Annotated in this window: 18 protein-coding genes, 1 pseudogene and 1 CRISPR repeat array; of the genes and pseudogenes, 6 read left to right on the plus strand and 13 right to left on the minus strand. The window is 72.3% G+C overall.

The genetic code is table 11. The annotated features are described in order from the left end of the window. Nucleotides 1-95: 95 nt before the first annotated feature. A pseudogene (locus ACGFRB_RS17650) lies at nt 96-257 on the plus strand (TerD family protein); the annotation flags it as partial. A gap of 264 nt (nt 258-521) precedes the next feature. Here ACGFRB_RS17650 and ACGFRB_RS17655 read toward each other — a convergent pair. The 3 genes from ACGFRB_RS17655 to ACGFRB_RS17665 all read right to left on the minus strand — a co-directional run bounded on the left by ACGFRB_RS17655 (nt 522) and on the right by ACGFRB_RS17665 (nt 3071). Beyond that, on the minus strand, nt 522-884 hold the full coding sequence (locus ACGFRB_RS17655; protein WP_393244178.1) for a hypothetical protein: 363 nt from the start codon (nt 882-884) through the stop codon (nt 522-524). After that, nucleotides 881-1411, minus strand: a complete 531-nt coding sequence (locus ACGFRB_RS17660; protein ID WP_363005590.1) for a DUF6232 family protein — start codon at nt 1409-1411, stop codon at nt 881-883. Before ACGFRB_RS17660 ends, ACGFRB_RS17655 begins: the two co-directional genes overlap by 4 nt. A 376-nt stretch (nt 1412-1787) precedes the next feature. After that, entirely contained in the window at nt 1788-3071 is a 1284-nt protein-coding gene (locus ACGFRB_RS17665; protein ID WP_363005592.1) for an adenylosuccinate synthase, read from the minus strand. 144 nt (nt 3072-3215) lie between these two features. Between ACGFRB_RS17665 and ACGFRB_RS17670 the strand changes: the two genes are divergently transcribed. After that, nucleotides 3216-4070, plus strand: a complete 855-nt coding sequence (locus ACGFRB_RS17670; RefSeq protein WP_393243934.1) for a diacylglycerol kinase — start codon at nt 3216-3218, stop codon at nt 4068-4070. Nucleotides 4071-4122: 52 nt separating this feature from the next. Beyond that, the gene (locus ACGFRB_RS17675) at nt 4123-6129 is read left to right on the plus strand and encodes a hypothetical protein (protein ID WP_393243936.1); all 2007 of its coding nucleotides are present in this window, start codon (nt 4123-4125) and stop codon (nt 6127-6129) included. A gap of 647 nt (nt 6130-6776) precedes the next feature. Here ACGFRB_RS17675 and ACGFRB_RS17680 read toward each other — a convergent pair. Together ACGFRB_RS17680 and ACGFRB_RS17685 are read right to left on the minus strand one after the other, a co-directional pair. After that, complete coding sequence (locus ACGFRB_RS17680; protein WP_393243938.1) at nt 6777-7970, minus strand: collagen binding domain-containing protein; 1194 nt, start codon at nt 7968-7970, stop codon at nt 6777-6779. Nucleotides 7971-8292: 322 nt separating this feature from the next. Next, nucleotides 8293-8748: a CRISPR direct-repeat array (repeat unit 29 nt; unit sequence GTGATCCCCGCGCACGCGGGGGTGGTCCC). A gap of 491 nt (nt 8749-9239) precedes the next feature. After that, nucleotides 9240-9680: a GbsR/MarR family transcriptional regulator gene (locus ACGFRB_RS17685; protein ID WP_393243940.1), complete on the minus strand. Its 441-nt coding sequence runs from the start codon at nt 9678-9680 to the stop codon at nt 9240-9242. Nucleotides 9681-9889: 209 nt separating this feature from the next. Between ACGFRB_RS17685 and ACGFRB_RS17690 the strand changes: the two genes are divergently transcribed. Together ACGFRB_RS17690 and ACGFRB_RS17695 are read left to right on the plus strand one after the other, a co-directional pair. Further along, on the plus strand, nt 9890-10840 hold the full coding sequence (locus tag ACGFRB_RS17690; RefSeq protein ID WP_393243942.1) for an ATP-binding cassette domain-containing protein: 951 nt from the start codon (nt 9890-9892) through the stop codon (nt 10838-10840). Continuing rightward, nucleotides 10837-12471, plus strand: coding sequence for an ABC transporter permease (locus tag ACGFRB_RS17695; RefSeq protein ID WP_393243944.1), 1635 nt, complete (start codon nt 10837-10839; stop codon nt 12469-12471). Before ACGFRB_RS17690 ends, ACGFRB_RS17695 begins: the two co-directional genes overlap by 4 nt. A 115-nt stretch (nt 12472-12586) precedes the next feature. Here the strand turns inward: ACGFRB_RS17695 and ACGFRB_RS17700 are convergent, their stop codons facing one another. The 6 genes from ACGFRB_RS17700 to ACGFRB_RS17725 all read right to left on the minus strand — a co-directional run bounded on the left by ACGFRB_RS17700 (nt 12587) and on the right by ACGFRB_RS17725 (nt 19001). Beyond that, nucleotides 12587-13249 carry a response regulator transcription factor gene (locus ACGFRB_RS17700; protein WP_361228749.1) on the minus strand — a complete coding sequence of 221 codons (663 nt, stop codon included), beginning with the start codon at nt 13247-13249 and terminating at the stop codon, nt 12587-12589. Beyond that, nucleotides 13246-14712 carry a sensor histidine kinase gene (locus ACGFRB_RS17705; protein WP_393243946.1) on the minus strand — a complete coding sequence of 489 codons (1467 nt, stop codon included), beginning with the start codon at nt 14710-14712 and terminating at the stop codon, nt 13246-13248. The genes ACGFRB_RS17700 and ACGFRB_RS17705 overlap by 4 nt, the downstream gene beginning before the upstream one ends. A gap of 159 nt (nt 14713-14871) precedes the next feature. Then, the gene (locus tag ACGFRB_RS17710; protein WP_393243948.1) at nt 14872-15741 is read right to left on the minus strand and encodes an alpha/beta hydrolase; all 870 of its coding nucleotides are present in this window, start codon (nt 15739-15741) and stop codon (nt 14872-14874) included. Between the two features lie 155 nt (nt 15742-15896). After that, a complete protein-coding gene (kynU, locus tag ACGFRB_RS17715; RefSeq protein ID WP_393243950.1) occupies nt 15897-17219 on the minus strand; it encodes a kynureninase in 1323 nt (440 codons plus the stop codon). After that, nucleotides 17212-18078 (minus strand): tryptophan 2,3-dioxygenase family protein, encoded by an 867-nt coding sequence (locus ACGFRB_RS17720; RefSeq protein ID WP_363005608.1) that lies wholly within the window; start codon nt 18076-18078, stop codon nt 17212-17214. The genes kynU and ACGFRB_RS17720 overlap by 8 nt, the downstream gene beginning before the upstream one ends. Nucleotides 18079-18209: 131 nt before the next feature. Next, nucleotides 18210-19001 (minus strand): DUF3152 domain-containing protein, encoded by a 792-nt coding sequence (locus tag ACGFRB_RS17725; RefSeq protein ID WP_393243953.1) that lies wholly within the window; start codon nt 18999-19001, stop codon nt 18210-18212. A gap of 379 nt (nt 19002-19380) precedes the next feature. Here ACGFRB_RS17725 and ACGFRB_RS17730 point away from each other — a divergent pair, with 379 nt between their 5' ends. Beyond that, nucleotides 19381-19806, plus strand: a complete 426-nt coding sequence (locus tag ACGFRB_RS17730; protein ID WP_363005612.1) for a DUF3151 domain-containing protein — start codon at nt 19381-19383, stop codon at nt 19804-19806. A 123-nt stretch (nt 19807-19929) separates the two neighbouring features. On the opposite strand, the gene ACGFRB_RS17735 is transcribed toward ACGFRB_RS17730, so the two are convergent. Continuing rightward, complete coding sequence (locus ACGFRB_RS17735) at nt 19930-21546, minus strand: DHA2 family efflux MFS transporter permease subunit (protein ID WP_393243955.1); 1617 nt, start codon at nt 21544-21546, stop codon at nt 19930-19932. A 157-nt stretch (nt 21547-21703) separates the two neighbouring features. Next, a complete protein-coding gene (locus ACGFRB_RS17740) occupies nt 21704-22888 on the minus strand; it encodes a MalY/PatB family protein (protein WP_393244158.1) in 1185 nt (394 codons plus the stop codon). Nucleotides 22889-23090 lie beyond the last annotated feature (202 nt).

Here is a 23090-nt window from a genome sequence, read left to right on the forward strand (position 1 = left end):
ATCCCACGCCAGCCAACCGGGACATAGTGCCGCGATTCCCTCAAGACTCCCCTGCACCCGTTCTTCACATCGCCCCCGCTGTCACCATGTGCCGCATGACGCACCTCCCCAAGGGGGCCAACACCCCTGTACCGACCGTCACTTTGAGAGTCGCCGCAGAACGCCTCCAGGTGCCCGGAGGCCCGACGGTGGAGGTCGCCGCCCTGCTGCTCGACGCAACCGGCTCGGTGCGCGGAGACGCCGACATCGTCTTCCACGGCCAGCCCTCGCATCCGTCCGGAGGCGTACGACACCTGGGCACGGGGGCGGGCGACGGGCACTCGCCGAGTGGCTGGAGCTGGACCTGCCGCGGATCGAACCGGCCGTCGAGCGGGTGTTGGTCGCCGCCTTCTGCGACGACGGGGTGTTCGGGCAGGTCCCCGGTCTGTACGCGCAGGCGGTCACGGCCGACGGCACGGTGGTGGCCCGGCTGGACGGCTGAGCGGCGGGGCGGCCGAGCATTGCCCCCGCCCCGTACCCGGTCAGCCGCCGAGCAGGCCCAGGACGCTGCGGATCGCGGCCACGACCGGCGGGCCGAGCGTCTCGGTGAGCGAGGCGATGCCGAGGACCGTCATCAGCGCCTGCCGGCGCCGGGTCGGTTCGGCCTCCTCCTGGCCGGTGATCACCGGGAGGCTCGCGTCGACCACCTCCGCGTCCTGGGACGACAGCTGGGGCCGGAGCTCGGCGAGCAGGCGGACGAGTTCGCCCATCGCTCGCGTCAACTCCTCGTTACTGCCTGCCGCGTTGACGTTCTGCGACTGGACGACCATGCCGGTGTTGCCCGAACCTCCGTGCATGTTCACGGTGTTGCCGTAGAAGAAGTTGTTGCCACTGCCTTCGCTCACGCCGCCATCCCCACGTTGCCCGAACCGCCGTACATGTTGACCGTATCGCCGAAGTAGTAGTTGCTGGGGCTGCCGATCACCAACCGCTCGACCCGCACCTGGAGTTCGGTTTCGGGATGTTCGATCGCGTGGGCGATCGATCCGACGAGGCGATCGAGAGTGGCCGGATCCGGTGCGGTGACCAGGGCCGTGGACTGGCCGTTCGACTCGACCGCGAGAACATAACGGACGGGAGCGGTCGCCACCTTGAGCATGTCGGCGAAGAACCAGAGAGTCGCCGCACTCGCGACCACCCAGACGAAAGTGATCATCCCGCTGGAGTCCGACTCCCTCCCGAAGGTGGAGAGCCCGGCGATGATCGTGAGCGCGATCGCGGCGGCGAAGGTGAGGCCCGCGTACTTCAGGAAGCGCCGCACGGCCTCGGCCCTGCGAGGGCGCAACAGGAACGTGTAGACGCGGGCGATGTTGTGCAAGGGGTACGCCGCTCCGGCGACCCACAGCAGCCGCTTGCTGATGCTCAGGTCCACACCGAGAGCGGGTGTCGCGTGCGCGGGCGGAGGCGGCGCCGGGGGCGCCGAGGGTGCGGGCGGTGGCGGCGCGCTCCGTGATGCGTTCGGTGACGCGCCCGGTGGCGGTGCGCTCGGTGGGAGCGGCATCGAGGGCGGCGGAGAGTACGGCTGGTCGGGTGTGGTCATCATGTCCCCCTGAGGCCACGTGGACGGGAAGCCGAGACAAGCGAAGTCTCCGCCCGCGCACAACGCGCGAACAAGCCGTTTTCCCACTGCCCCCCACACGCGCGGAAGGGGCCCGCGTCCCGGCCGAAGCCGGGGCGCGGGCCCCTTCTCTCATCCGTGCGCGGAGCGCGGATCCCTTGCGGGAACCCCTCCGCGGAACGCGGATCCCTTACAGGAACGAGTTGATCTCGATCGTCTCGTCACGGCCCGGGCCCACACCGATCGCGGAGATCTGGGCGCCGGACATCTCCTCCAGGGCCTTCACGTACGCCTGGGCGTTCTTCGGCAGCTCACCGAAGGTCTTGGCCTTGGTGATGTCCTCGGACCAGCCCGGCAGCATCTCGTAGATCGGCTTCGCGTGGTGGAAGTCGGTCTGGGAGTACGGGAGTTCCTCGACGCGCTTGCCGTCGATCTCGTACGCGACACAGACCGGGATCTGCTCCCAGCCGGTGAGGACGTCGAGCTTGGTCAGGAAGAAGTCGGTCAGACCGTTCACGCGGGTCGCGTAGCGGGCGATGACCGCGTCGAACCAGCCGCAGCGGCGGTCACGGCCGGTGGTCACACCGCGCTCGCCACCGATACGGCGCAGCGCCTCGCCGTCCTCGTCGAACAGCTCGGTCGGGAACGGGCCGGCGCCGACACGGGTCGTGTACGCCTTGAGGATGCCGATGACCCGGCTGATCTTCGTCGGACCCACGCCCGCACCGGTGCAGGCACCGCCGGCGGTCGGGTTCGAGGAGGTGACGAAGGGGTACGTGCCGTGGTCGACGTCGAGCAGGGTGCCCTGGCCGCCCTCGAACAGGACGACCTTGTCCTCGTCCAGCGCGTTGTTGAGGATCAGAGTGGTGTCGGCCACGAAGGGCTTGATCTGCTCCGCGTACTGGAGCATCTCCTCGACGATCTGACCGGCCTCGATCGCGCGGCGGTTGTAGAGCTTGGCGAGCAGCTGGTTCTTGCCCTCCAGCGCCGCCTCGACCTTCTGCTCCAGGATCGACTCGTCGTACAGGTCCTGGACCCGGATGCCGACGCGGTTGATCTTGTCGGCGTAGGTCGGGCCGATGCCGCGGCCGGTGGTGCCGATCTTGCGCTTGCCGAGGAACCGTTCCGTCACCTTGTCGAGCGTGACGTTGTACGGCGTGATCAGGTGGGCGTTTCCGCTGATCAGGAGCTTGGAGGTGTCGACGCCGCGCTCGTTCAGTCCGCTCAGCTCGGAGAGCAGGACCGCCGGGTCGACGACGACGCCGTTTCCGATGACCGGGGTACATCCCGGGGAGAGGATTCCGGACGGGAGAAGGTGCAGCGCGTACTTCTGGTCGCCGACGACGACCGTGTGGCCGGCGTTGTTGCCGCCCTGGTAGCGCACTACATAGTCAACGGACCCACCGAGCAGGTCGGTGGCCTTTCCCTTGCCCTCGTCACCCCACTGAGCACCGAGCAGCACAAGTGCGGGCACAGGCGTACACCCCTTCCGGGCGGGGCATGTCCAAGGTCAGGGGGCCGAACGCCGCCTCACCGGTGTGCCCCGGAATAGACGAAGCCCCTGGCGCAATAGCGCAAGGGGCTCTTGCACAAAGAGACTACCCGAGGAAGGACCGAGGTGTCGGATCACGACCAGCTACTGGTCCTCGTCGACCCGGTCGCCCGCCGTTTGGACGGCGAGTCCGTACGGATCGCGAAAGACGTGCTGTCAGCGGGTGCGGACACGAAGATCTGCCTGCCACAGGGCCCCCAGGAATTCGCCCGCGCGCTGGCCCGGCGCGGCCACCGGCGCCCTGTCGTCGTCGGCGACGACCGCGCGTTGCTGCGCCTCGTGACGCTGCTCCAGCGCGAGCGGGACGGCCGCGACTCCACCCTGATGGCCGTCGCGCCGATGGACGTGCCGGAGCCGGACACGGCTGTGGCGGTGGTGCCGATCGGGGCGCCGGGCGGGCTGGAGACGACCCGGGCGCTCGGGGTCCCGCAGGGCGCGGTGGGCGCGGCGCGGGCGGCGCTCGACGGGGTGGTGCGGCGGCGGGACCTGCTCGTGGACGACGTCGGAGGGATCGTCCTGACGCGGCTCGACGTACCGGCCGCGCGGGCCATGGTCCCGGCGCAGCCGACGGTCTGGGACACCTGCCGCTCGCTGGTCCGCACCCTGGTGCGGCCCGCCCCGGCGCCGGCGGGCCTCGCGGTGGGGACGCACCGGCTGCGGATCGAGGCGGACGGGGTGCTGCTCTGCGACCTGGACACGCCGCTGGAGGGGCTGAGCGCGACGGACCTGGGCGACGGGACGGCGGCCCTGACGCTGGTCCCGGCCGACGCCCCGGCCGTCCACACCTCCGCCCGGATGCTCACGGTCACCGGCCCGGGCTTCCGCTACCGCACCGACGCGCTGGTGGCGGGGCCGGTGCGACGGCGGACCTGGACGCTGCGGGAGGGGGCCTGGGGGCTGATGGTTCCGGCCCCCTCATAAGCTCCGCCTCAGGGGCCGTTTCCGCAGGTCCCAGGAGGCCTGGGGGGTCTTGATGACGGAAGGAATCGGTGAGACGCGCGCGGCGACCGCGCTCGATCTGCCGGCGACGAGAGACGCGCTGACCGCGTACCGGGCACGGGCCCGGACCTGGTCGGGCGGCGGGCTGCTCGCCTTCGTGACCGGGGTGGTGCTGTTCGGCGTCCTCAGCGGCGAAGGGCTGGCCGGGGACATCCCCGGCGGGTGCGTGACGTTCGGCGGGGGCGCGATGGTGCTCGGGCTGGCGGGGATGGTGGCAGGGCGGCGGATGCGGCGCGCCCTCGCCGCCGGGCCGTGGACCGCGCATTCCGCCGTCATCGTGCCGCGCGGGATGGGCATGATGAAGATCGCGCTGAGCGACCCGGCGACGGGAGAGGCGTTCGCCCTGGTCGTACGGACGGTCCAGCCGCGTCTCCACCTCGCGCAGCCGGACGCGAGCGGCGTGATGTGGTGGTGCGGCGATCCGCTCCGGGGCGGGGTGCTGTCCCAGCCGGGCGGCGGTTCGCTGGTCTGGACGACGCGGATACGCAGCGAGGGAAACCGGCGGCGGGCCGTTGCCAGGGCGATGGGCGAGGGGCTGCTCGGCCGTACGGCGGAGGGTCGTACGGCGGAGGGCCGGCCGCAGGGCGGGGGGCTTCCGAAGGGCGAGGTACTTTCGCAGGGCGGGGCGCTCTCGTACGACGTGTCCGCGCCGAAGGCCCGGCCTGCGGCGTCGCGGCGGCGGGGGGCGTGGCGCTGGGTGATCGTAGTGGGCGCGATTCTGCTCGGTACCGCCCTCCGGTTCGATCAGGCGGCCCAGAACGATCCGCGCATCGACGTCTTCATCACCAGCATGCGGGCCGACCACAGCTGCACGGTCACCTGGGAGGACCCCTTCGACGGGGAGAGCCGGACCGGGCCGTTCCACTGCTCGGACGACGCGACCCCGGCTGTCTCCGTGAGGGAGAAGGCCTATGTCGTCTCGTACGGGCCGTGGAAGGGCGAGCTTTACCCCGTGCCGGAATCGGGGGGAGGCGGGCCGGCCGTCGCCGACTATGTCGTGTTCATGGGAGTCTCCGGGATGTTCGTGCTGTTCGCCGGGCTGGTGGGCGGCACGGTGGCCTACGTACGACGGCGCCGGCGGAAGGAGCGGCTTGAGGCGGCGTACCTCGGCATCCCGGCCGTCGGCCCGGCGTACCCGGTGAGCCTGGCGGCCGCCGGAGGCAAGCGCGGGGATGGGAACGTGTCCGGGGGCGGGGGCGGATCTGCCGCCGAGGTCACGTACGCCCGGATCGCGGCCCGCGCGTGGACCGGCAAGCGGCCGAGCCCGCCGCGCCGCCCGGAGCCGGACATCCGGCAGGGGGTGCCGTGGTGGCGGATCCCGGGTCTGCGGCGCCTCTCGGGGCTGCACTCCCTCCTGGTGAGCCTGGCCATGACGGCCTGCTTCGCCGTGATGTGGTGGGTCGGGGGCTCCAGCGGAATGTGGGTCGTCGGACTGTTCACGCTGTTCGGAAGCGCCGTCAACGCCACCCGGTTCGTACGGCTCGGCCTCCCCGTCGCCCGCATCCTCGCCCGCGCCGCGAACGCGCCCGTTCCCGTGCCGAAGCGCTATGTCCTGCTCGGCCACCAGGGCGGCACCGCGCCGGTGCTCGTCGTCTTCTCCGCGCACGGCGGGCCCGACGACCGGCCCGAGGGGCTGCTGCGGCTACTGCCGCACAATCTGCCGGACGCGCCGACCGGCACGCTGGAGCTGCGGGGCTGGCAGGAGGTGGGCGTGGACGGAAGCCCGGCCGTCGTGGCCCGGGTGGACGGCCGGACGCTGTGGCCGATGGAGCCCTACCTGGAAGCGGGGACGCCCGAGTTCGCCGCGTTCACGGAACAGCTGGCTCTGACGATCGGGGCGGGCTCCTGGACGGCGCCGGGCTCGGGGCCGGGTGCGGCGGCAGCGCCGGACGCCGGCGCTTCGACAGCGGCGGATTCCGATGTCTCGGCTCCGACCGCCGAACCCGGCGGCTCGGGCGAGTCGGTGGCTCCGCCTCGGTAGCCGGGGGTCCGTAGGAAGCCGAAGCCGAAGAGCGGGTCCTATGGGTGGGCGTTGGCGGTGGGTTCGGGTGGTGGCCCGCCCTCTCTCCGAGTGTGGCCCCCTCCGCCGGGCCCTCAAGGGCGCTCCCTTCGGTCGCGTCGCTTGCGCGACTCCGCTGCGCTTCGCCCTTGACCGCCCGGCTACGGCGGCCTTTTCACACTCGGAGGGCGGGCCGGGGGAAAGGGTCCACGCGGCAGCTTCTTTTGTGCGGGCCGTCGTGGGCGGGTGCGGGGTCGGGGCAGTGGGGTTCGGGTATCGCTCCGGTGGTTCTGCTGTCTGTGCGCCGGTGGGGTGGGGCTCGGTTCGCGGCTGGGGTGGGCGGGACAGTGTCCGCCGGTTCGGGGTACGCGGTCGTGGAATGGGGCGGCCCGGGACGTCTCAGCGGATGATCGCCGTCGTTTGGTCGGGATTCATGCCCCGCTGGTCACCCCCGGCGGGTGGGGTGGGGGAAACCCCGCTCGCGCGGTGACCGAGCAGGACTGGATTGCCTCTGGAGTCACACGAGTTAACAGCTGCCCCACGGCGGGTGCGGAGTATCGCCTTCCACCCCGGGGTCGGGTGAGTGAGACCGACCCACCACCCGGCGCCTCAAGTGATCCATTTACCGGTCACACGTGCTGATTGTCTCCGTAACGGTCGTTGCCGTAGGGGCTGTCCCCGTAGGTGTCGTCCCCGTAGGGCTTCTCTTCGGGTTTGCAGGGCTTCCCGGGTGTGCGGCTGTTGGAGATTTCAGCGGTCAGCCCTGCCTCCGCGTTCTCCTCGGTGAGCGTGTAGGGGCCGGACACCGGGTCCGCCGGGGCGAGGAATCCATCGGGGGTGGCGGTTTCCTTCAGGTAGTACGTGCCGAGTTCGAGGTCGTTGAACCCGCAGGTGCCCGAGGAGCCGGTGGTGCAGACGTTGACGAGGGTGTCGGGGTCGGCGCCGTCGGTCTGGAGGCCGGGGACTCCGTTGGTCTCCATCCAGAGCTGGAAGGTGCCGCCCGCGAGCGGCCGGCCGGTTTCCTGATCGCGTTTGACGACGGTGATGCGGCCCCGGGAGGGTTCCGCGATCGGAGTGTTGGTCCGCGTGATGGTGAGGCCGTCGGGATAGTAGGCGTCATTGAAGACGAAGGGCCCGGTGACGGGGTCGGCGGGGGGCTCGTAGCCCTCGGGAGTCACGGCCTCCAGCATGTAGTAGTCCCTGAAGACGAGGGAGTTGACCCGGCACTCGCCCATGATGTTCGAGATGCAGCGCGCAACGAAATAGTCGGGGTTGTCCCCGGTGGTCTGGAGCCCGGGGATGCCGTTGCTCTCCGTCCAGAACTCGAAGACGGCACCGGGCACGGGCTCTCCGGTCGTGGCATCGATCTTGTGCACGATCATGGGCGCCGCCTGCGGGCCGTCGTCCGTGGGCACGATCTCCTGGCTGGCCGGCGAGGCGATCTCGGTGATGCCGTTCCTGCCGTGTGCGACGGCCGTGTTGGTGACGGACTCGCGGTCCTCGTCGGCCTGGGTGATCGTGTACGACCCGGTGCACGTCATCTGCCGGCGGCCGGGCAGCACGCTGCCGGGGCAGTGGACGGGGTTGTGGTCGTCGGTGACGTAGACGTCGGTGACCGTGGTGTCGCGGTTGTTGGTGATGACGTACTCGTACCGGGCCACGTCCCCGGGATGCAGATTTCCCCGCAGCCGGGTCTCCCTGGTCATGTGCTTGTCCAGGGTGAGCTGTGTCAGTTGGTCGCCCTGCGCCCAGGCGTTCTGCACGGTGGCCAGCGGCAGGAGGGCCGCCACCAGCAGCCCGAGTCTTGCCAGACTTCTCCTCATAAATGACATCTTGTGAACCCGCCGCGGCCGTATACCGCAACACGCTCTTCCCCGCACCCGGGACCATGCGAATGGCCCCCGCCCACGGCGGCCCCCATCACCCCTGCCGTCACGCGAGTCCCTTCCCCGCCCCGCCGAGGGGCGGAGCGGCACCTTCCGCCCGACCGCGCGAGTTAGTGTGCTCGCGAGCGTCCGGAAGGGCCTCTGGAGTCACGGGAGTTCACAACTGCCCTATTTGAAGCGGGAATATTGGCTCAAGTCGCACCTTGGTGAAGTGGATAAAATCCGGGGTCTGGCGATGTGAAGCCGCAGGTCAGCTCCTGTGATCCCCACGCACGCGGGGGTGGTCCCGGGCGCATCGACCTCAGCCTTGGCAGCGAACAGTGATCCCCGCGCACGCGGGGGTGGCCCCCGTCTCGACCGCATGGAGAAGAACGGCCGCCGGTGATCCCCGCGCACGCGGGGATGGTCCCTATTGACTCGGTTCGGTGAGTTGGCGCTCATCGTGATCCCCGCGCACGCGGGGGTGGTCCCCTGCGGGCGGTGTCCAGACGGCGGCGGCCGGTGGTGGTCCCCGCGCACGCGGGGGTGGTCCCGCGCTGCAATACCGGGTAGAGGTGTGCGCGAGGTATCCCCGCGCACGCGGGGGTGGTCCCCGCTACACCCAGCTCGACACCGCGCCGCGCTTGTGATCCCCGCGCACGCGGGGGTGGTCCCGTCTGGCAGTCGTCCGCCGTCGCACAGCCCGAGTGATCCCCGCGCACGCGGGGGTGATGCCCATGCGGGCGCTTGCGAATTCTTCAGTGCCACGGGCGGTGACCAGCGGGGCATGAATCCCTGCCAGACGACAGGCCGTCACTCGCTAAGCCGGGCCGGGCCGCCCCATTTCACTGTTGCGCACCCCGGGCCGGCGGGCGCGGTCCCACCGGCCCGGGCCGCGAACCGAGCCCCACCCCACTGGCCCGCAGGCAACAGAACCACCGGAGCGATACCCGGGCCCCACCACACCCACCAGCCTGCCACCCGCCCACGGCGCCCAGCGCGAGCATCGCCCCCGCGTGGACCTTTCCCCCGGGCCGCCCTCCGAGAGTGTCTTTCGCGCCTGGAAGCGCCGGGTCAAGGGTGGGCGCAGCCCATCACGCAGTGACGCGACCGAAGGGAGCGCCCTTGACGCGGCGCTGGAAGGCGCGACTCTCGGAAGGAGGGCGGACACCACGTCACACCCACCCGCACCTCCCGCTATGACACGTCCCACCCACCCCCTGCGGGCTACCCCCGCTCCGCGCCCTTCATCTCCCGCCAGCGGTCCATGATGCGGGCCATCTCGTCGTGCAGGAAGTCGAAGAACTCGGCCGTCTCCGCGACCCGGTGGCCCGCCGCCGTATCCGGGCCGAGCGTCTCCGCGCCCTCCCGCAGCATCCGTCCCCACCTGCTGAGCAGCTGGTCCCGGCGAGTGAAGGTCTCGAACCAGACGTGGTTGTGGAGCACGTACCGCTCCCGCCGCGTGCCCGGCACGTGCTCCCGGCCGACCAGGTCGACCTGGCCGAGGTAGCGCACCGCGCCCGACACGGCGGCCGGGCTGATCTGAAGCCGCTCGGCCAGCTCCGCCGAGGTCATCGCGCCGTCCTCGGAGGCCAGCAGGGCCACGAAGACCCGGGACGCCATGCGTTGCATCCCGGCCTGGCTCAGTTCGGACGCGAAGCGTTCCACGAAGCGCCCGGCCTCTTCGGCCCGCTTCCCGGCCTCACGCCCCTCCGAATCTCCCTGGCTCCCCTGGCCTCCCTGGCCCCCCGGCCCTTCACTACCGTCACGGCCCACGCGGTCGTCTATGCGGTCGGTCATGTCTTCCACTATCTCACCCCCGCTTTTTACGCTTCCTTAACTTCACAATTTTGTGAAACAAGCGTACGTTCAGAACCATGACGAAGGCAATCAGCGTCGCCGGACTCCACAAGGCGTTCGGCCGCACCAAGGCACTGGACGGCCTCGATCTCCACGTCGAGACCGGCGAGGTCCACGGCTTCCTCGGCCCCAACGGCTCCGGGAAGTCCACCACCATCCGCGTCCTCCTCGGGCTCCTGCGCGCCGACTCCGGCGCCGTGCGCCTCCTCGGCAAGGACCCCTGGAACGACGCCGTCGAGCTGCACCGCCGCCTCGCCTACGTCCCCGGCGACGTCACCCTCTGGCGCAACCTCACCGGCGGCGAGGTCATCGACCTCTACGGACGGCTGCGCGGCCCGCTCGACCCCGCCCGGCGCGCCCGGCTGATCGAGCGCTTCGAGCTCGACCCCACCAAGAAGGGCCGCTCCTACTCCAAGGGCAACCGCCAGAAGGTCGCCCTGGTCGCCGCCTTCGCCGCCGACGTCGACCTCCTCGTCCTCGACGAACCCACCTCAGGTCTCGACCCCCTCATGGAGGAGGTCTTCCAGGAGTGCGTCGAGGAAGCGCGCGAGCGCGGCCGGACCGTCCTGCTGTCCAGCCACATCCTCAGCGAGGTCGAATCCCTCTGCGACCGGGTCAGCATCATCCGCAAGGGCCGTACCGTCGAGTCCGGTTCGCTGGCCGAGCTGCGCCACCTCACCCGTACCAGCGTCGTCGCCGAACTCGCCGCCCCGCCGAACGGCCTCACCCGCCTCCCCGGCGTCCACGACCTCGACGTCCAGGGCAACCGTGTACGCCTCCAGGTCGACACCGACAAGCTCGACGCTGTCCTGCGCGCGCTCACCGCGTCCGGCGTCCGCAGCCTCGTCAGCACCCCGCCCACCCTGGAGGAACTCTTCCTCCGCCACTACACCGACGAGCCCGACGAAACGGGCGGGACCGGCGGGATCGGCGGGAACGGCGAGACGGAGGAGGTGCCCGCGTCATGAGCGCGACCAGCGGCACCCTCCCCCGACGCCGGCCCGACCCCCGCACGGGCCCCCTCACCGGCACCGGCCCCCTCACCGGCACCGCCCCCCTCACCCGCCTCGCCCTGCGCCGCGACCGGCTGATGATCCCGCTCTGGGTCCTGATCACCGGCGGCATGGTGGCCAGCGGCTCCGGCTCCCTCGGCGCCCTGTACGCGACGGCGGCGCAGCGCGCCCAGCTCGCCGCCTCCATGACCGCGAACAGCTCGATGCGTTCGTTCTACGGTCCGGTGCTCGACGACTCCCTTGGCGGTCTCGTCGCCTGGCGGTTCGGCACCTTCGCCGCCGTCCTCGCCGCCGTGGCGAGCCTGCTGATCGTCGTCCGGCACACCCGCGACGAGGAGGAGTCGGGCCGTCAGGAGATGCTCTCGGCCGGCGCGGTCGGCCGCCGCGCCCCGCTGTCCGCCGCCCTCCTCACCGCGCTCACCGCGAACGCCGCCATCGCCCTCCTCGTCACCGCCGGCCTCGCCGGCCAGGGCCTCGCCGGAGCCCTCGCGCTCGGACTCGCCATCGGCGGCACCGGGATGGTGTTCGCGAGCATGGCCGCGATCGTCGCCCAGCTCACCGAGAGCGCCCGGCTCGCCAAGGGCGCGACGGGCGCCCTGCTCGGGTTCGCGTTCGTGCTGCGCGCGGCGGGCGACGCCGGTTCCGCCTCCGGTGACTCCGTCCTGACCTGGCTCTCCCCCATCGGCTGGGCCCAGCACGTCCGCGCCTTCGCCGGCGAACGCTGGTGGGTGCTGCTGCTCATCGCGGCGGCCGTCGTCGTCCAGACGGCGGTGGCGTACGGGCTCACCGCGCGGCGCGATGTCGGCATGAGCTTCCTGTCCACCCGCCCCGGTCCGGCCGATGGGCGGCTCGCGACCACCGGCGCGCTCGCCTGGCGGCTCCAGCGCGGCACCCTGGCCGGCTGGTCCGTGGGCTTCCTCGCCGCCGGGCTGGTCTTCGGCGGGATGGTCGGCGGCGCGGCGGACATCGTCGGCGACAACGAGCAGGCCCGCGAGATCTTCGAGCGGATGGGCGGGCAGAGCGCCCTCACCGACGCCTTCCTGGCGACCATGGTCGGCATGCTGGGCATGATCGCGTCGCTGTTCGCGGTCGGTTCCGTGCTGCGGCTGCACGGCGAGGAGACCTCGGGGCGCGCCGAACCCCTGCTCGCCGCGCCCGTCGGCCGGCTGCGCTGGGCGGCCGGGCACCTGGTGATCGCGTTCGGCGGCTCGGTGGTGATCATGCTGCTCGGCGGGCTCGGCCTGGCCACGACGTACGGGAAGGACCTCGGTCCGATCCTCGGCGCCGCGCTCGTCCAGCTCCCCGCGATCTGGACGCTGGCCGGGCTCGCGGTGCTGCTGTGGGGCGCGTTCCCGAAGGCCGCCTCGGCGGGGTGGGGCGTGGCCGGGCTCTTCCTGGCCATCGGCTGGGTCGGCCCCGCGCTGAACCTCCCGCAGGTCGTCCTCGACCTCTCCCCGTACGGGCATCTGCCGAAGCTGCCGGGCCAGGAGATGGCCTGGGGCCCGGTCCTCGCCCTGCCGGCCCTCGCGGCGGTACTGCTGACGGCGGGGCTGGCGGGCCTGCGGCGCCGGGACCTGCGGAACTGACACCACCCGTACCGATCCCGAAGAACGCGGCCAGGCCCGAGCCGGGGCACCTCCCACCCCGGCTCGGGCCTTCACCGCTTCTGGCGCTTCGGCCTCTCCCTCTACGACACTCGCGTCAGTCCCCCACCCGCACCAGCCGCGCCTCGTACGCGAAGATCGCCGCCTGCGTCCGGTCCCGCAGCCCGAGCTTCACGAGGACACGGCTGACGTGCGTCTTGATGGTCGACTCGGCGACGACGAGGTGGTCGGCGATCTCGGCGTTCGACAGGCCCTGCGCGATGAGGACGAGAACCTCCGTCTCGCGCTCGGTCAGTTCGCCGATCCGGGCCGCCGCGGGCAGCCTCGGCCCGTCGCCCGCGGACCGGGCGAACTCGGTGATCAGCCGCTTCGTGACGGTCGGCGCGAGCAGCGCCTCGCCCGCCGCGACCAGCCGGACGCCCTCCGCGAGCTGCCGGGCCGAGGCGTCCTTGAGCAGGAAGCCGGAGGCCCCGGCGCGCAGCGCCTGGTAGACGTACTCGTCCAGGTCGTACGTGGTCAGGACCAGCACCTTGGCCTCGCCGTCGGCGGCGCAGATCTCGCGGGTGGCGTCGATGCCGTTCATCTCCGGCATACGGATGTCCATCAGGACGACGTCGGGACGCAGGGCGGTGACCTGGTCGACGGCCTCCCGGCCGTTGACGGCCTCGCCGACCACCTCGATATCCGGCATCGCGCCGAGCAGCACGGAAAATCCCTCGCGGACCATCATCTGGTCGTCGACGATCAGGACACGGATCACGGCCGGGACTCCTCGCGCGTCTCGCCGGCCCGCGCCGGTCCGGATTCCGGCCCCGGTTCCGGCCGCTGCTCGGGCTTCTCGGACTGCTCGGACGGTACGGGCGGCTCGGCCTGCTCGGCCTGCTCGGCCTGCTCGCCGCGCGCCACCGGCACGTACACCGCGATCTCGTACCCGCCGTCCGCCGCCTCCCCCGCGGTCATCTCCCCGCCCAGCATGGCGACCCGCTCCCGCATGCCGGTGATGCCGTGGCCGGCGCCCGGCGAGGGCTTCGTCAGACCGCGCGCAGGGCCGTTGACGATCCGCAGACCGAGGCCGCCGAGCACGTACGAGACCTCCACGGCGGCGGTGGCGCCGGGCGCGTGGCGCAGCACGTTCGACAGGGCCTCCTGCACGATCCGGTACGCCGACAGCTCGACGCCCTGCGGCAGTTCGCGGCGCGCGCCGGTCACCGTCCGGGTCACGTCGAGTCCGGCCTCGCGGACGTTGGCGATCAGGTCGTCGAGGTCGGCGAGGGTCGGCTGCGGCGCGTCGGGGGCCTCGTAGTCCTCGGCGCGGACCACGCCGAGGATGCGGCGGAGTTCGGAAAGAGCGGCGACGGCGTTCTCACGGATGGTGGCGAAGGCCTTCTCCAGCTCGGGCGGCGGGTTCTCCACCCGGTAGGGGGCGGCCTCGGCCTGGATCGCGACCACCGACATGTGGTGGGCGACGACGTCGTGCAGTTCGCGGGCGATCGTCGTGCGCTCTTCGAGGACGGTCCGCTTGGAGCGCTCGACGGCCGTCACCGTCTGCTCGGCGGTGACCTGGCGCTTGGCGTCGCGGCGGATCTGGACGACGGAGACGGCGAGCAGGGCGAGGGCCGAGAGGAACAGGAACGGCACGGAGTTCGAGGTCAGCCCGTACCCGAGGAACAATTCCATGAACAGCGTGAGGCCCGCCGTCACCACCCACATCCAGCCCGCCACCCGGGGTCGGGTACGGGCGGCGACCAGGACCAGGACGACCAGATGGGTGGCGAAGGCGCTCCGCGACCAGGGCCAGCCGTCCCAGCCGGTGAAGAACCCGATGAACGGCGTGGACAGCAGCGAGGCCCAGAAGGCGAGGACCGGCCGCACGAGGGTGAGCAGCACGATCGCGGCCGGTGCGCAGGAGAGGAAGAGGGCGGGCGCTCCGAGGTGGCCGGAGGCCCTCCCGAACCCGATCGCGAAGACGATCGCGGCGAGGACCGTGACGACCGCGTGCGGGAGCAGCCCCAGGTACATCCGGATCCCCGACGGGAGATAGCGGGCCGGGCCGCTGTCCGTGTTCATGCGGGGCAACGGCCGGTAGGCGAAGGCGTTCTGGAAGAGATCGGCGCGCAGCCCGCCGAACGCGTCCAGCGCCAGCCGGGCCTCGGGGCTGCGGGCGGCGAGGCCGTCGGGCGGGGAGGGGGCGGCGGATGCGGGGGTGGTCCGGGTCGAAGTCACGGTCCCACGGTACGAAAGCCGTCCGCCGGGGTCGTCCGGCTGTGTACGGATTTCCCGGCGTCCCCCTTGAGGACTACGCGCCCGCCCTCGGGGCCCGCGGTCCGGCCTCCTGACCTGGCCTGACGTCTCGTCGCCGGCCACCAGGCGCCTCGCCCGCCGCTACCAGGCGAGCTGGGCGATCTCCTCCGCGACCACCGCGCACGCGTCCGCCGCCGGGTCGATCAGCGGGAAGTGCCCGACGTCCTCCAGGAGCGTGAAGCCGACCATTTCCCCGGCCTCCGCGGCCGCCGTCACGTACGCCTCGGCGACGGCGGGCGGCACGACGATGTCGGTACGGCCCTGCACGACGGTGGTGGCGATGCCGGTCGGCACCAGGACGGACGGGTCCGCGAAGGGCATCCGGTCCGCCAAGTGCCCCTTGCCGCCCAGGAATTCGGTCACGCCACCACCGCACACGTCCAGTTCCACCGCGCGGCCGAAGTGCGCGATGGGGGCGAGGGCGACGACCCCGCGCAGCGCGGGCGGTGCGGGCAGCCGCCAGGCGGAGCCGGCCGGCAGGACGTGCCGGGCGGCGGCCCACAGCGCGAGGTGTCCGCCCGCCGAGTGTCCGGTGAGCACGATCCGGCGCGGGTCGGCCGACGGCAGGTGCGCGGCGGCGAGTTCGGGGATCGCGTCCAGCGCGGCGGCGATGTCGTCGAAGGTCTCGGGCCAGCGCCCGGCGACCGGGGCGGCGGCGCCCTGGCGGGGGATGTCGCTGCCGCGCCGGTACTCGACGTTGGCCACGGCGAAGCCGCGGCGGGCGAGGAAGTCCGCGAAGGGGCTGATGTGTTGGCGGTCGTACGGCGCGCGCCAGACGCCGCCGTGCAGGGCGACGACGAGCGGTGCGGAGGTACGTCCGTCGCGCGGCGCGTAGAAGTCGACGACCTGATCGGGGTGGTCGCCGTACGCGGCAAAGACGTCGGGGGCGACGGCCGGATGGGAGAAGGCGGACGCCTCTTCGGCTGCGTCGCGCGCGGCGGGGTCCGACATCTGCTCCAACCTCTCCTCGGACGGGGCCGATCGGCCCGGTCAGCGGGGACGGTACCAGGCGTACCGTCCCCGTGAGCAGGGGCTCAGGCGTTGTAGCGGGCCCTGAGCGAAGGGGCGTCGGACCGCCAACAGGCGGTGGTCGGAATCGGGTCCGACTATGCCCGCGGTATGTCCCTCAGCACCTCGCCCAGGACGCGCGCGGCGCGCTCCACGTCCGCGAACCCGACGTACAGCGGCGTGAATCCGAACCGCAGGATGTCGGGGCGGCGCAGATCGCCGACCACTCCGCGCCGGATCAGCTCGTCCATGACGGCGGGCGCCTCGGCGCAGCGCAGCGCGACCTGGCTACCCCGCTCCTCGTACGCCTCGGGGGTCACGGAGTCGACCCGGCCCTCGGGGGCGTGGGCCCGGACGCACTCCAGGAAGAAGTCCGTCAGGGCGAGGGACTTGGCCCGTACGTCCTCGATCCGCACCCCGTCCCAGACGTCCAGGGCGGCCTCCAGGGCCAGCATGGACAGGATGTCGGGGGTGCCGACGCGACCGCGCACCGCGCCGTCGGCGGCCTCGTAGCCGGGCGTCATGCCGAAGGGATCGGCATGCGAATTCCAGCCCGGCAACGGGGAGTCGAAGCGGCCTTGGTGGCGCTCGGCGACGTACAGGTACGCGGGCGAACCGGGGCCGCCGTTCAGGTACTTGTACGTGCAGCCGACGGCGAGGTCCACGCCGTGCTCGTCGAGACCGACCGGCAGCGCGCCCGCGCTGTGGCACAGGTCCCAGACGGCGAGCGCGCCCGCCGCGTGCAGCGCGGCGGTCAGGCCGGGCAGGTCGCGGAGCCGGCCGGTGCGGTAGTCGACATGGTTGACCAGCGCGAGCGCGGTGCGGTCGGTCACGGCGGCGGCCATGTCGGCCGGATCGAGGGGCACGATCCGGTGGCCGGTCAGCCGGGCGGCAGACTCGGCGATGTAGCCGTCCGTGGGGAACGTCGTCGCGTCGACCAGGATCTCGTCGCGGCCCTCGCCCGCCAGACGGGCACCGGCGACGACGGCCTTGAAGACGTTCACGCTGGTGGAGTCGCCGACCACGATCCGGCCCTCGGCGGCGCCGACGATCGGGGCGATCCGGTCGCCGATCCGCTCCGGCGCGGTCCACCAGCCGGACTCGCTCCAGGAGCGGATGCGCAGCTCGCCCCACTGGCGGGAGATGACATCGGCCATCCGCGCGGGCACGTGCGCGGGCAGTGCGCCGAGCGAGTTGCCGTCGAGGTAGACGGTGTCGTCGAGGGCGAACTTCTCGCGGTGCTCCGCCAGTTCGTCGGACGCGTCCAGACGGGTGGCCCGCTCGGCAAGCGAGGGAGCGGAGTTGGCGGTCCGGGCGGCCGGGGAGGAGCCGAAGGCCTGGCCGGCAACCGAGGGGAGGTCGGAAGCCTGGGAGGGGTCGGAGGTCGCGGAAAACTCTGTGGTCTCAGTGGTCTCAGACATAACTGCGCGCCGTCCACAGTTCGGGAAACACGTTCTTCTGCGCCCGCTTCTCCAGCCAGGCTACGCCTGCGGAGCCGCCGGTTCCCGTCTTGGCGCCCATGGCGCGCCGAGTCGCCACCAGATGGTCGTTGCGCCACCGCCAGACGAGTTCGGCCACATCGCTCAACACCTCGCCCAGACGGACGAGTTCGGCGTTCTGGTCGGAGTCGGCGTAGATCTCGGTCCAGACCCGCTCCACCTCGGCGGACGGCTCGTAGCGCTGCGAGAGGTCGCGCTCCAGGACCTCGGCCGGTACGGGCAGGCCGCGCCGGGCGAGCAGGGCCAGCGTCTCGTCGTACAGACTCGGCTCCTGGATCGCCTTCTCCAGCTCGGCGTGCACGCGCGGCGCACCGCGGTGCGGCACCAGCATGGACGCGGACTTCTCGCCGAGCAGGAACTCCATGCGCCGGTACATCGCCGACTGGAAGCCGGAACCCTCACCGAGCGCGCCCCGGTAGGAGTTGAACTGGGCGGGGGTGAGCTGGGCGAGCGGCCGCCAGGAGTGGTTGAGCGCCTCCAGCTCGCGCAGGGAGCGCTTCAGCGCGTCCATCGCGACGGGGAGGTCGTCGCCACGCAGGGCGTGGCACGCGGTCTCCCACTCGTGGACGATCACCGTGAACCACAGCTCCATGACCTGGGTGGTGACCAGGAAGACCATCTCGCCCGGATCGTCGGAGCGCAGGTGCTGGAGGTGCGTGAGCACGTCGGCCTGGACGTAGTCCTCGTACGGGGTCGTGCCCGCGAAGTCGAGGTTCGGCGCGTCGGTGGCGGCGACCGCACCGGCTCCGGAGTGATCGGGGGAACCTGGAAAGGTTGACATTTCTGTCTCCTCGATACGAACTACCGGGTAGCGGTCTGCTCCTCTCGTCCGGCCCGTCTCACGACGTCCGACTCAGGAGCCCCGGTCCCCTCAGGAGGCGTGCGCCGTCGCACGTGCTCCCACGCGCATCATTACACGGCCGGACCGGTGATGTAGATCCCCTGTTCGGTATACGGATAGGCGTTCGATATGCAGCCATGAAGCCCCTTGATCTGCTGCATCATCACGGGTGCGGGCTTGCCCGGCCCCGGGCAGCCCATGTGCGTCCGGATGCCGATCTCATGGCCGACCTCGTGGTTGATGAGCAGATGCCGGTACTCGGTGGGCGGGCCCGTGAAGGTCGGCGAGCCGGTCATCCAGCGCTTGAGATTGACCACGACACCTGTGGTGGTCTCGCAGTTCAGCTCACCGTGGGTGTCCAGACCGTTGGCGAGACAGAGCTTGTCGGCGGTGGCGGGCGTGGCGATCCGGATGATGAAGTCGGCGTTCGAGGAGACCAGCTGGAACCGGCCCCGGCCGTGCGCGGCCCAGCCACGCGGGTGCGCCAAAATCGCCTGGATCTCCTGGGCGGCCTCGTGCGCGGAGAGATCGACACCGTCCTCGACCTGCACGCGGTAGCGGCGCAGGGTGCCCGTGGTGCCGACGGCCTCGCCGTCCGCCTGGGCCGTGGTGAAGGTGCCCGGGCCGGACGCCGGCACCACGATCTTCTTCTCGGTCGGCGTGGGCTTCGGCTTGGGTTTCGGCTTCGGCGTGGGCGTGGGCGACGTGGCGTCCGGGCCGCCCGCGGCCTTCGGGTCCGTCGCCGTGTCCCCGGTCGGCTCGGCGGCCGCCGCCGTGGCCGGGCCCGTGTGCTCCTGCTGGTAGCGCGCGAGCCCGATGCCGCCGACGAGCGCGACGGCGACCAAGGCGAGCACAGGCAGCACGCGGCCCCGTCGCGTACGCCGACTGCCGCGCCGCTGGCGGCCGTTGCCCGCGCTGCGCCTTCCGGTGGATCCGGTGGATCCGTGGTCTCCGGTGTTCCGGCTCTGCTGCCGGCCCCGTCCTCTGGTTCCCACGACGGTTTCCCCCCTGGCTCGCGGTACGGGGGATGGTATCCATCGCTCGAACAACATCGAACATCGTCCCCCCTGTGGGGGAAGGACGGGGTCCCTCGGCCCAAAGTTCCCACCGAAGACGGGCCGGACAGGAGGGAAAACGGGACGGAAGCGAGGAAGGCGGGCACGGGTGAGACGCCAGGGGTACGGGGAGGGGGAGCGCTCGCGCGCGGGCGGGCCCGTCGCGGGCCGGTGGCAGACTTCCCCCATGACGACCCACACGCACAAGAACCTGCTCGGCGGCCCCGACCCGACGCTGCTGCCCGACAACGAGAACGCCTCCCGACTGCTGGCCGACGGCTCCGCCACCCCGGCCGAGGTGGCCGGCCGGTACCCGACGTTCTCCCTCGCCTGGGCCACGCTCGCCGAGGACGCCTACGCGGGCGGGCGCGTGATCGAGTCGTACGCGTACGCCCGCACCGGCTACCACCGCGGCCTCGACGCCCTGCGCCGCGCCGGCTGGAAGGGCCACGGCCCCGTGCCGTGGAGCCACGTGCCCAATCGCGGCTTCCTGCGCTGCCTCGCCGCCCTGGCTCGCGCCGCCGGTGACATCGGCGAGACGGAGGAGCAGGAGCGCTGCCGGCAGTTCCTGAAGGACAGCAGCGAAGAGGCGTACACCGAGCTGCGCCCCTGAGGACTGCCCCGGTCGGTCCCTGAGGACTGTCCCCGAGGACTGTCCCCGAGGGTGACTCGCGGTCCACGCCGGGCGGCGGCCCGGACTGCAGCACGGCCGCGGCCCGGGCGCCGGGCGCCCCGCTCAGGCCGGGCCCGGCCCCGGGGCCGCCGCCGGCCCGCCGCCCTCACCGCTCGCCTCGTTCACCCTCCCCGGATCCAGCGGCGGGGCCCCGACCCCGCAGTGCATCTGGCACTCGGGGCGCAGCTCCGGCCGGGGCGGGGTGCGCAGGGTGATCCAGGCCAGCAGCGAGCCCGCCACCAGGACACCCGCGCAGATCACCATCGCCCGCCCGAACGCCGCGTCGAACTGGGTCGCCGAGCGGTACGCCTCCGGGCCCATGCCCGCGAGCAGCGGCAGCGCGGCCACCGCGATCAGGCCCGCCGCCCGGGCCGCCGCGTTGTTGATGCCGCTGGCCAGGCCCGCCCGGGAGACGTCCACGGAGGCCAGCACGGTCGCGGTCAGCGGCGCCACCAGGGTGACCATGCCCAGACCGAGGACCAGCAGCGCGGGCAGGACCTCCGTGAGGTACGCGGCGTGCGGTCCTACCCGCAGCATCAGCAGCATGCCCGCCGCGCACAGCAGCGGCCCGACAGTCAGTGGCAGCCGGGGCCCGGTCTTCTCGCCCAGCTCACCGGACTTCGCCGACAGCAGCAGCATGAGGATCGTCGTCGGCAGCAGGGCCGTACCGGCGGCGAGCGCCGAGTAGCCGGACACCACCTGGAGCTGGAGCGCGGCCAGGAAGAAGAAGCCGCTGAACCCCGCGTACACGCACAGCGTCACCAGGTTGATCGAGGTGAACGTGCGGGAGCGGAAGATCGACGGCGGCACCATCGCCCGCTCGCCGCGCCGCCGCTCCGCGAGGACGAACCAGGCACCGACCGCGAGCCCCGCCACGCCCGCCCACCACACCCGGACGATCAGCGCGTACGTCACGAGCGCGAGCCCCAGCGCGCCGAGCACCGCGCCGAGCACGTCGAACCGGCCGCGCGCGGCCGCGTCATGGGACTCGGGGACGTGCCGCAGCGCGATCGGCACACAGATCAGCGCGAGCGGAACGTTCAGGAAGAACACCCAGCGCCAGCCGGGCCCGTCCACCAGCCAACCGCCGACGAACGGCCCGATCGCCGCGCCCACCCCGCCGAACCCGGACCACAGGCCGACCGCCTTCGCCCGGTCGTCCTCGTGGAAACTGGCCTGGATCAGCGCGAGCGATCCCGGGGTGAGCAGCGCCCCGCCGACGCCCTGGAGGGCGCGGGACGCGATGAGGACGCCGCTGGTCGGGGCGATGCCGCAGAGCAGCGAGGCCACCGCGAACCACACCACCCCGATGACGAACACCCGCCGCCGTCCGTAGCGGTCGCCGAGCGAACCGCCCAGCAGGATCAGGCCCGCGAGGGTGACCATGTAGGCGTTGACGGTCCACTGGAGGGCCGCCAGGTCGGCGCCCAGCGATCTGCCGATGTGGGGCAGGGCGACATTGACGACGGTGGAGTCGAGCATCGCCATGCTCGAACCGAGGACCGTGGTGACCACGATCCACCGTCCGGTCCCGGAGGCCAGCCGGACCCCGCCCGGGAGCGGTCCGGATCCGGGTCCGGGTCCGTGTCCCGGCCCGGTGTTCCCGTGCGGGCCGGGGCCGGGGTCCGGACCCGTGCCCGGGCCCGTGCTCGCTGCTTCCGCGCCGTCACCCTTGGCCATGCCTGCATGCTCCCCCGGACGGCCCGGCTCCGCAGCCGGGCGACACCCTCTCGGGGCGGGGGCCAGGGCCGGCGGCTGGGACCGGGGGCGCCGCCGTCCGGGAACGCCGGGCCGCTGGGGGCACCTCCCCACAGTCGTACCGGCCCCCGCGGTCGTGTCAGTCCCGCAGCCGCTGCGCTGCGCGGATCAGCGCGTCCACGCCCCGTTCGGCCTTGGCCCGGGTGCAGCCGACGTTCAGCCGGACGCAGCCCGGGTTGCCGTACGTGCCGCCGGGCATGATCGCGACCTTCTCCCGGAACACCAGCTCCTCCTGGAGGGCGGCCTCCCGCTCGGGGCTGTCGATGCCCAGCGGGCGCAGGTCGATCCAGGCCAGATAGCCGGCCTGCGGCGGGGTCCAGCCCAGCTCGGGAAGGCCGTCCTTCTCGTCCGCGAGCCGGCCGCGGACCAGTTCCAGGTTGCCGGCGACATAGCCGCGCAGCGCGTCCAGCCAGGGGGCGCCGTGCCGGTAGGCGGCGATGTGAGCGGTGAGGGAGAGCACCGCCGGGGAGGCGAGACCCTGCCCGGTCTCCATCCGCTGGACGAACGCGGCACGGTCGGCCGGGTCGCCGATGAAGCCGTACGAACCGGAGAGCGCGGGGAAGTTGAAGGCCTTGGTGCCGGAGGTGATCAGGGCCCAGCGCCGGCCCGCACCCGCTTCGGCGACCTCGGTCCACGGGAGGTGGCGGTGGCCCGCGCTCGTCAGGTCGGCGTGTATCTCGTCGCTGACCACGGCGGCGCCGTACCGCTCGGCCAGCCGCGCGAACCCGGTCAGCTCCTCCTCGGTCCACACCCGGCCGGTCGGGTTGTGCGGGGAGCAGAGCAGCAGCATCCGGCTGTCGGGCCGGGCCAGTTCGCGTTCCAGGGCCTCCGGGTCGCCGACCGGGACACCGCGCAGCTCGCGGCCGAGACCGGTGACGGCCTTGCGGAAGCCGTCGTAGGTGGGGGTGTGCACGACGACACCGTCACCGGGCTCGGTCCACATCTGGAGGAGCTGGGAGAGCTGGCTGAGCACGGAGGGCGCGTAGACCATCGCCTCGGGGTCGACGGCGGCGCCGTGGCGGGTCGCGTACCAGTCCCGTATGGACTCCCGGAACTCCCCGAGCCGCCAGTCGGTGTAGCCGAAGACGCCGTGTCCGACCCGGTCGCACAGTGCGTCGAGGACGGCGGGCGGGGACGCGAAGTCCATGTCGGAGATGGTGAACGGCAGCAGATCGGGGACGGGGAAGCGGTCGGTGATCCCGTCCCACTGGATGGACCAGGTCCCCCGCCGGTCTATCTCCCGGTCGAAGTCGAACGCGGAGATGTCCTCGGGCGCGGGCGCGGGCGGGGGCGTGGGCTCGGACGCCGGCGCGAGCGCGAGCGCGGATTCGGCCGAGGGGACGGTCACGGAGTCGGCCGCGGGGTCGGCCGCGAAGTCGGACACGATGCCTCTTTCCGGTGGTGGGAACGGCTCGGATACGGCGAGGGCCCGGCCCCGTCGAGACGGTGCCGGGCCCTCGTGAACG

The organism is Streptomyces sp. NPDC048718, assembly GCF_043198875.1.
Classification (GTDB): Bacteria; Actinomycetota; Actinomycetes; order Streptomycetales; family Streptomycetaceae; genus Streptomyces.

Excerpts from the sequence above, each read along its gene's own strand:
- ACGFRB_RS17675 (WP_393243936.1), top strand. The coding sequence starts at position 4,123 with ATGACGGAAGGAATCGGTGAGACGCGCGCGGCGACCGCGCTCGATCTG.
- ACGFRB_RS17680 (WP_393243938.1), bottom strand. The coding sequence starts at position 7,970 with ATGAGGAGAAGTCTGGCAAGACTCGGGCTGCTGGTGGCGGCCCTCCTG.
- ACGFRB_RS17690 (WP_393243942.1), top strand. The coding sequence starts at position 9,890 with ATGACGAAGGCAATCAGCGTCGCCGGACTCCACAAGGCGTTCGGCCGC.
- ACGFRB_RS17695 (WP_393243944.1), top strand. The coding sequence starts at position 10,837 with ATGAGCGCGACCAGCGGCACCCTCCCCCGACGCCGGCCCGACCCCCGC.
- ACGFRB_RS17710 (WP_393243948.1), bottom strand. The coding sequence starts at position 15,741 with ATGTCGGACCCCGCCGCGCGCGACGCAGCCGAAGAGGCGTCCGCCTTC.
- kynU (WP_393243950.1), bottom strand. The coding sequence starts at position 17,219 with ATGTCTGAGACCACTGAGACCACAGAGTTTTCCGCGACCTCCGACCCC.
- ACGFRB_RS17720 (WP_363005608.1), bottom strand. The coding sequence starts at position 18,078 with ATGTCAACCTTTCCAGGTTCCCCCGATCACTCCGGAGCCGGTGCGGTC.
- ACGFRB_RS17730 (WP_363005612.1), top strand. The coding sequence starts at position 19,381 with ATGACGACCCACACGCACAAGAACCTGCTCGGCGGCCCCGACCCGACG.
- ACGFRB_RS17735 (WP_393243955.1), bottom strand. The coding sequence starts at position 21,546 with ATGGCCAAGGGTGACGGCGCGGAAGCAGCGAGCACGGGCCCGGGCACG.